The sequence below is a fragment of the Stenotrophomonas sp. S41 genome, assembly GCF_016624625.1.
GTDB lineage: Bacteria > Pseudomonadota > Gammaproteobacteria > Xanthomonadales > Xanthomonadaceae > Stenotrophomonas.
Genome location: NZ_JACVTV010000162.1, coordinates 1 through 7105, shown reverse-complemented (window position 1 = coordinate 7105; position 7105 = coordinate 1). Strand labels below are relative to the sequence as shown.

Genomic DNA, 7105 nt, shown 5'->3' with positions numbered 1-7105 from the left:
GCCATGGATGGCGCCTACGAGCCCCCATGGATGGGTTTACGGCGTGTCCTGACCACCCACACCGCCCCGCCATCCCGCGGAATGCAGGCTTTTGACGTTGATGTTGCCGTTGCCGTTGTCTTGAAGCAGGTGCAGGGCTGCAAGCCCTGCCGCCCACCCCTCAGACCGTGATGGTCTGGGTCAGCGACTCCCACGTCGGCGGCACCGGCCACGCAGCTGCCTGGTTGCCATCCAGCACCCGCCGCAGGTCGCGCGGATCAATCTGCGGTGCCAGCACATGCACCAGCTCCAGCGCGTAATCACGCAGCACCCGGTCGCGCGGCAGCACCGCCCACGCGATGCACTCGGTGATCGGCTCCGGCGCCGGCCACGCGCGCAGGTCTTCGTCGTTGGCACTCACCGCCATCTCGGCCAGCAGGCCGACGCCGAGGCCGGTGCGCACATAGGTCTTGATCAGGTCCGCATCCAGCGCCGTCAGCGCCAGGTCCGGCACCAGCCCGTTGGCCGCAAACGCGCGCTGCAGCGAGGAATTGGGGCGGGTGGAGGATTCGTAGCTGATCAGCGGCTGGCGGGACAGCGCGGCCAGGTCCGGCGCGCGGCCGGCACGGTCCAGCGGGTGGCCCTTGGGCACCACCACCAGCCGGCGCCAGCGGAACAGCGGCACGGCGATGCCATCGGTCGGCTCGCCACCGGCCGTGCTGATGATCGCGATATCGGCATCACCCTGGTTCAGGCGGTCCAGCGCATCGGCCTCACCGGCCTGCTGCAGGTGCACGCTCACCTGCGGGTAGGCCTGCTTGATCGCCGCCACCGCCGGCGGCAGCACGAAGCGCGCCTGGGTATGGGTGGTGGTCAGGATCAGCTGGCCCTGGCTCTCGCGCCGCTGGTTGGCGGCATAGGTGCGGATGTTGTTGGCCTCGGCCAGCACCGCGCGGGCGCGGGAAATCACTTCGGTACCGGCCGGGGTGACCGATTCCAGGCTGCGCCCCTTGCGCACGAACAGCAGGAAGCCCAGCTCGTCCTCCAGCTGCTTGAGCTGCTTGGACAAGCCAGGCTGGGTGGCGTGCACGCGCGAGGCCGCGAGCGTGATGTTCATCTCGGCGTCGGCGATGGCGACCAGGTAGCGCAGCTGGGTAAGCGTCATGGCGGGCGGGGGCGCGGGGGGCGGAGGTCCACTCTAGGGTCTATTGCCATCACCAGCTTATAACCAAACGTTGTTTAAGAAAGGTATCTGGTCATTTCCGGGCGTCATAAGCCGGCGCTACGGTCAGCCGGCAGCCGCTGGCCTGAACGGCCAGCCTCCCCCTTCCGCCCGCCGGCCCCCGGCGCGGCCCGCTTCCGGAGCGCTTCCATGGCCCTGTACGACTCCATTCTCGACACCATCGGCAACACCCCCATCGTCAAACTGCAGCGCCTGGCCCCGCAGGGCGTCACCGTGTACGCCAAGGTCGAGTCGTTCAACCCGGGCGGCTCGGTGAAGGACCGCCTGGCGCTGGCCATCATCCTCGACGCCGAAGAACGCGGCCTGCTCAAGCCCGGCGACACGATCGTGGAGGCCACTTCGGGCAACACCGGCGTGGCCCTGGCGATGGTCGCCGCCGCGCGCGGCTACAAGTTCGTGGCCACCATGGTCGAGACCTTCTCGGTGGAGCGCCGCAAGCTGATGCGCGCCTATGGCGCCAAGGTGATCCTGACTCCGGCCGCCGAACGTGGCAGCGGCATGGTGCGCAGGGCGCGCGAGCTGGCCGAAGAGCACGGCTGGTTCCTGGCCAGCCAGTTCGCCAACCCGGCCAACCCGGCCTACCACCGCAACACTACGGCGGCGGAGATCCTGCGCGACTTCGCCGGCAAGCGCCTGGATTACTTCGTCAGCGGCTGGGGCACCGGCGGCACGCTCACCGGCGTCGGCGAAGTGCTGAAGGTCGCCCGCCCGCAGACCCGCATCGTCGCTACCGAACCGGCCGGCGCCGCCCTGCTGAAGGGCGATGACTGGAAGCCGCACAAGATCCAGGGCTGGACCCCGGACTTCGTGCCGGATGTGCTCAACCGCGACGTGGTCGATGAACTGCTCACCGTCGAGGATGATCGCGCCATCGCGACCGCGCGCCGCCTGGCGGCCGAGGAAGGCATCTTCGTTGGCATCTCCGCCGGCGCGACGCTCGCCAGCGCGCTGGACGTGGCCGCACGCGCCGAACCGGGCGCGGTGATCCTGGCGATGCTGCCGGACACCGGTGAACGCTACTTCTCCACCCCGCTGTTTGCTGACGTGAACGAAGGTTCCGACGACGACTGGCTGGCCGGTCTGCCGTAAGCGAAACGGGGTCGTCAACCCACGGTAGCGCCGGGCCATGCCCGGCGTTTTCTTTTTCCGCCGGGCATGGCCCGGCGCTACCACTTCAGCCTGCGTGAAGGTTATTGCCCCCATCGTGCGTGAAGGCCGTAATCGCAGCGCGTGAGACGGTCATGACGCAGCATGGATGCCCTCTCCACTACGGTGGGTGCAGCCAGCGCGGGCACGGCGCGCAACAACAACAGGCAGGAGACGGACGCATGAAGATCGAAGTGTGGCAGGGCGACATCACGACCCTGGCGGTGGATGCGATCGTCAACGCGGCCAACGAAACCCTGCTCGGCGGGGGCGGTGTGGACGGTGCCATCCACCGTGCGGCTGGCCCAGGTTTGCTGGCCGAGTGCGAGCGCCTGCCGGAACTGCGCCCGGGTGTGCGCTGCCCGACCGGCGAAGTGCGTGCCACCGACGCCTATGCATTGCCCGCGCGGCACGTGCTGCATACGGTCGGCCCGGTCTGGCATGACGGCCAACGCGACGAACCCGCCCTGCTGGCCAACTGCTACTGGAAATCGCTGCAGCTGGCCGAATCGCTGGGCGTGCAGTCAATCGCGTTCCCGGCCATCAGCTGCGGCGTCTACGGCTACCCGCTGTACCAGGCCGTGCAGGTGGCGGTGACCGAAACGCTGGCGTGGCAGCGCAGCCATGCGCAGCCGATGCGCATCGTGCTGGTGGCGTTCAATACCGCCACGGCGAAGGCCTACCAGCAGGCGCTGAGTGCGGCCGGCCAGGCGGTGGAGGCCGAACGCATCCTGCCGCTGCCGCCGCTGGGTGATGCCGGGTACGTCGCCGCGCATTGAGGTGCGGCAGCGCAGTTGGATGAAAGGCCATCCACGCATGGCGTGGATCTACTGGATGCGCAGCTCCACCAGGCCGGAATCGCCCTCCACGCTGGACACCTCCACCGTGTAGTGGCCGGCCGGCAACGTCTCCTGCAGGCGCGCGTCCGTGCCGTTGCCGCCGTCATCGTCCTCGATGTCGATATCGCCGCCGACCAGGTGCAGCACGGTATCGACCTGGCTGGACAGCGCATCCAGCTGCACCTGCTTCGGCGCGTCCAGGCGCAGCAGGAAACGCCGGCGGCCTTCGTCATCAAGCGTGGTGAACACGCTGCCCGAGGCGGGAAGTGTCGTACCGTCCTGCTCGACCATCGCGGCCGGCACGTTGCTGCGCTGGACGTCCAGGGTGAACGCGCCGTTCTCCTCCTCATCCAGGCTGCTGACGTTGAGCGTGTAGCGGCCCGGCTGCAGCAGCAGGCTGAGGCGCGAATCGCTGCCTTCGCCGCCATCGTCGTTCTCGGCATCCTGGCCCTCGCCCTCCAGCGCCAGCAGGGTGTCGAACACGTCCGAACGCAGGTCGATGGTGTAGAGGCCGGCCGTGTCCACCTGCAGTGTGTACGCCTGCGACGACTCCAGCAGCAGGTCGGACACATGGCCCGCGTTGATGATCGGCGTGCCGTCATGGGGCTTCAGCACTTCCGCGCGCAGCCGGAACGGACCGTAGGTTTCCGGCGCATTGGCGTTCACCGCCACCTGGTAGCTGCCGCCGCCCTCGGCACGGAACGCGACGGCAACGTCACTGCCCTCGTAATGGGTGCGGCTGCGGGCCACCACCTTGCCGTCGTGGAAGACGGTCATCGCGCCGCGGAGGGTGCCGGTCAACGTGATGCCGACGCGCTGCTTGTCCTGCACGGTGATCTGGTACAGCTGATGGTGGCTGCCGTTGTTGAAGTTCATGCCGCTGCGCGACGTGATCTCGCCGGACACCGGCCTGTCGAACTGCAGTACGGGCACCCTGGCCGCCGGCTCGGCCGGGCCGATACGGTTGCAACCTGCCACGGACAGCACCGTGGCGATGGCCAGCGCGATCGCGGTGGTACGCATTGAACCTCTCCCTGGCCTTGGCGGACATCCCGCGCGCACAGGCCCTGCGCGAGGGAGCAGCAACGATACCCACAAAAGCAGACGCCGGCATGATGCCGGCGTCTGCGGTGTCACGTCATACGGGAAAGCGGGCGGCTCAGCCGTTCCACTTGCCCAGCGCGGCCAGGCCGTTGTCCTTGGCGCGCTCGTACACGGTCTTCTGTGCAGCGGCGTAGTTGCCCTTCATGTCCTTGGCCCACAGCTTCAGCGCGGCCTGCTGCATGGCGCGGCCATAGGAGAAGCTCAGCGGCCACGGCAGGTTGCCCATCTGGTTCATCGCGTTCAGGTGCTCGGTCGACTGCTCGTCGGTCTGGCCACCGGACAGGAACACCACGCCCGGCAGGATCGCCGGCACGGTGCTCTTCAGGCACATCACGGTCGATTCGGCCACTTCCTCGGCGTCGGCCTGCTCATCGCAGCCCTTGCCGGAGATGACCATCGAGGCCTTCAGGATGGTGCCTTCCAGCAGGACGTTCTGCTGGTACAGCGCGTCGAACAGCGAACGCAGGGTGGCTTCGGTGACTTCGTAGCAGGTCTCGATGTCGTGGTCGCCGTCCATGATCACTTCCGGCTCGACCATCGGCACCAGGCCGCATTCCTGGCACAGGGCGGCATAGCGCGCCAGCGCGTGGGCGTTGGACTCGATGCAGGTGCCCGACGGGGTGTTGTCGCCGATGTTGATGACCGCACGCCACTTGGCGAAGCGCGCACCCAGCTTGTAGTACTCCTGCAGGCGCTCACGCAGGCCGTCGAGGCCTTCGGTGACCAGCTCGCCCGGGCAGCCGGCCAGCGGGTGTGCACCCTTGTCCACCTTGATGCCCGGAATCATGCCGTGGTCGGCCATGTACTTGGCGAACGGCACGCCGTCCTTGGTCGACTGGCGGATGGTTTCGTCGTACAGGATGGCGCCGGAAATGTGCTCGTTGAGCTTCGGCGTGGTCAGCAGCAGCTCGCGGTAGGCACGACGGTTCTCCTCGGTGTTCTCGATACCGACGCCGGCGAAACGCTTGGCGATGGTAGCGGTGGATTCGTCGATCGCGATGATGCCCTTGCCCGGGGCGACCATGGCCTGGGCGGTTTCAGCCAGCTGTTCGATGCTCATGTATTTCCTGTGGCGGGTGCGGGAAAAACGTAAGTATAGCCCCGCTGCCCGTCGCCTCGCCGTGGAGGACAGGATGGAAACGCTTCCATGTCTGCACAGGACAAGTGATGTCCTGCGCGATGGGGTCGGAGCCCCTTCGGGGATCCGACCCCGGATCGGCAGCGCCGACCCGATACCGTCAGGGCTTACAGATCGCCCAGGCCGCTGGCGCGGCCGTCGTCGCCCACTTCCAGCAGGCGCAGGGTGTTGGTCGCACCCAGGGTTTCCATGTGCTCGCCGCTGGTGAACACGACGCGGTCACCGGCCTGCAGCAGGTCCGACTCGACCAGCAGGCGAATGCTGCCGCGTGCGGCTTCGCGCGGGGTCAGGCCACGGCTGTCGAAGTTGATCGGGAACACATCGCGCATCAGCGCCATCTGGCGGCGTGCACCGTCATGGCGGGTGACCGCGAACACCGGCGCCTTGGCGCGGAAACGCGACAGGTAACGGGCGGTGCCACCGGATTCGGTCATCGCCACGATGGCGCGCACGCCCACGTGCTGCGACAGGAACATGGTGGCCATGGCGATGGCCTGGTCGGCACGTTCCAGGTTGCGCGGCGAGGCGTTGAAGTCGGTCTCGGTCTGGAACTGGCGCTCGGCGCCCAGGCAGATGCGGGCCATCGCTTCCACGGCCTTCACCGGGTAGGCACCGGCAGCCGTTTCGGCCGACAGCATCACCGCATCGGTACCGTCGATGACCGAGTTGGCCACGTCCAGCACTTCGGCGCGGGTCGGGATCGGGCTTTCCACCATCGACTGCAGCATCTGCGTGGCGGTGATCACCACCTTGTTCTGCGCCAGCGAGGCCTTGATGATCTTCTTCTGCAGGCCCGGCAGCTCGGCGTCGCCGATTTCCACGCCGAGGTCGCCACGGGCCACCATCACCACGTCACTGGCTTCGACGATCTCTTCCAGGTTCTCGATGGCTTCGGTGCGCTCGATCTTGGACACCAGCGCGGCGTAGCAGCCATGCGATTCGGCGATCTCGCGGGCATCGTTCATGTCCTGCGCGTTGCGGCAGAAGGACACGGCGATGAAGTCGACGCCGATCTTGGCGACGATGCCGATCAGTTCCTTGTCGCGCTCGGTCAGCGCGCCCAGCGACAGGCCACCGCCCTGCTTGTTCAGGCCCTTGCGGTCGGACAGCGCGCCATCGTTGAGCACGGTGTTGATGATGCGGTCGCCCTGCACCTCGACCACCTGCAGCTGCATCAGGCCATCGTCGAGCAGCAGGACATCGCCCGGGCCCACGTCCTGCGGCAGGCCGAGGTAGCTCACGCCCACCTGGCTGGCATCGCCCGGGCCGGCGTTGTCGCTGGCGATCAGGTCGAAGCGGTCACCGGCCTTCAGGTACACCTTGCCTTCGGCAAAGCGCTCGATGCGGATCTTCGGGCCCGGCAGGTCGGCCAGGATGCCCACTTCCACGCCCACGCGGGCTGCGGCGGCACGGACGTCGGCGGCGCGCTTGGCCTGGCCGGACGGATCACCGTGGCTGAAGTTGAGGCGAACCACGTTCACGCCTGCGCGGAACAGATCCTCCAGCACGCCCGGCGGGTCGGTCGCCGGACCGAGGGTGGCTAGGATCTTGGTGCGACGCTGACGCTCGAACATGGTGAATGGGCCTCTCCCGTTAAAGGTGGGAAATTAGCACATCCTTCACGCCCCATGTATACGGTTACAGCCTTGGGGCGCC

6 protein-coding genes are annotated in these 7105 nt (G+C 67.5%); 2 read left to right on the top strand and 4 right to left on the bottom strand.

Going from position 1 to position 7105, the window contains the following annotated elements:
• Positions 1 to 160: 160 nt before the first annotated feature.
• Positions 161 to 1144, bottom strand: a complete 984-nt coding sequence (locus tag IAE56_RS20185; protein ID WP_108769818.1) for a LysR family transcriptional regulator — start codon at positions 1142 to 1144, stop codon at positions 161 to 163.
• Between the two features lie 207 nt (positions 1145 to 1351).
• On the opposite strand from IAE56_RS20185, the gene cysK reads away from it, so the two are divergent.
• Together cysK and IAE56_RS20170 are read left to right on the top strand one after the other, a co-directional pair.
• Positions 1352 to 2311, top strand: a complete 960-nt coding sequence (cysK, locus tag IAE56_RS20180; RefSeq protein ID WP_108769819.1) for a cysteine synthase A — start codon at positions 1352 to 1354, stop codon at positions 2309 to 2311.
• 239 nt (positions 2312 to 2550) lie between these two features.
• Positions 2551 to 3147: an O-acetyl-ADP-ribose deacetylase gene (locus tag IAE56_RS20170; RefSeq protein ID WP_200753744.1), complete on the top strand. Its 597-nt coding sequence runs from the start codon at positions 2551 to 2553 to the stop codon at positions 3145 to 3147.
• 48 nt (positions 3148 to 3195) lie between these two features.
• On the opposite strand, the gene IAE56_RS20165 is transcribed toward IAE56_RS20170, so the two are convergent.
• From IAE56_RS20165 to pyk, 3 genes are all read right to left on the bottom strand, one after another.
• The gene (locus IAE56_RS20165; protein WP_200753743.1) at positions 3196 to 4230 is read right to left on the bottom strand and encodes an ABC transporter substrate-binding protein; all 1035 of its coding nucleotides are present in this window, start codon (positions 4228 to 4230) and stop codon (positions 3196 to 3198) included.
• A gap of 136 nt (positions 4231 to 4366) precedes the next feature.
• Positions 4367 to 5371 (bottom strand): class I fructose-bisphosphate aldolase, encoded by a 1005-nt coding sequence (locus IAE56_RS20160; RefSeq protein ID WP_116863705.1) that lies wholly within the window; start codon positions 5369 to 5371, stop codon positions 4367 to 4369.
• A 185-nt stretch (positions 5372 to 5556) separates the two neighbouring features.
• Positions 5557 to 7023, bottom strand: a complete 1467-nt coding sequence (gene pyk / locus IAE56_RS20155; RefSeq protein WP_200753742.1) for a pyruvate kinase — start codon at positions 7021 to 7023, stop codon at positions 5557 to 5559.
• Positions 7024 to 7105: the final 82 nt, after the last annotated feature.

Excerpts from the sequence above, each read along its gene's own strand:
- IAE56_RS20185 (WP_108769818.1), bottom strand. The coding sequence starts at position 1,144 with ATGACGCTTACCCAGCTGCGCTACCTGGTCGCCATCGCCGACGCCGAG.
- cysK (WP_108769819.1), top strand. The coding sequence starts at position 1,352 with ATGGCCCTGTACGACTCCATTCTCGACACCATCGGCAACACCCCCATC.
- IAE56_RS20170 (WP_200753744.1), top strand. The coding sequence starts at position 2,551 with ATGAAGATCGAAGTGTGGCAGGGCGACATCACGACCCTGGCGGTGGAT.
- IAE56_RS20165 (WP_200753743.1), bottom strand. The coding sequence starts at position 4,230 with ATGCGTACCACCGCGATCGCGCTGGCCATCGCCACGGTGCTGTCCGTG.
- IAE56_RS20160 (WP_116863705.1), bottom strand. The coding sequence starts at position 5,371 with ATGAGCATCGAACAGCTGGCTGAAACCGCCCAGGCCATGGTCGCCCCG.
- pyk (WP_200753742.1), bottom strand. The coding sequence starts at position 7,023 with ATGTTCGAGCGTCAGCGTCGCACCAAGATCCTAGCCACCCTCGGTCCG.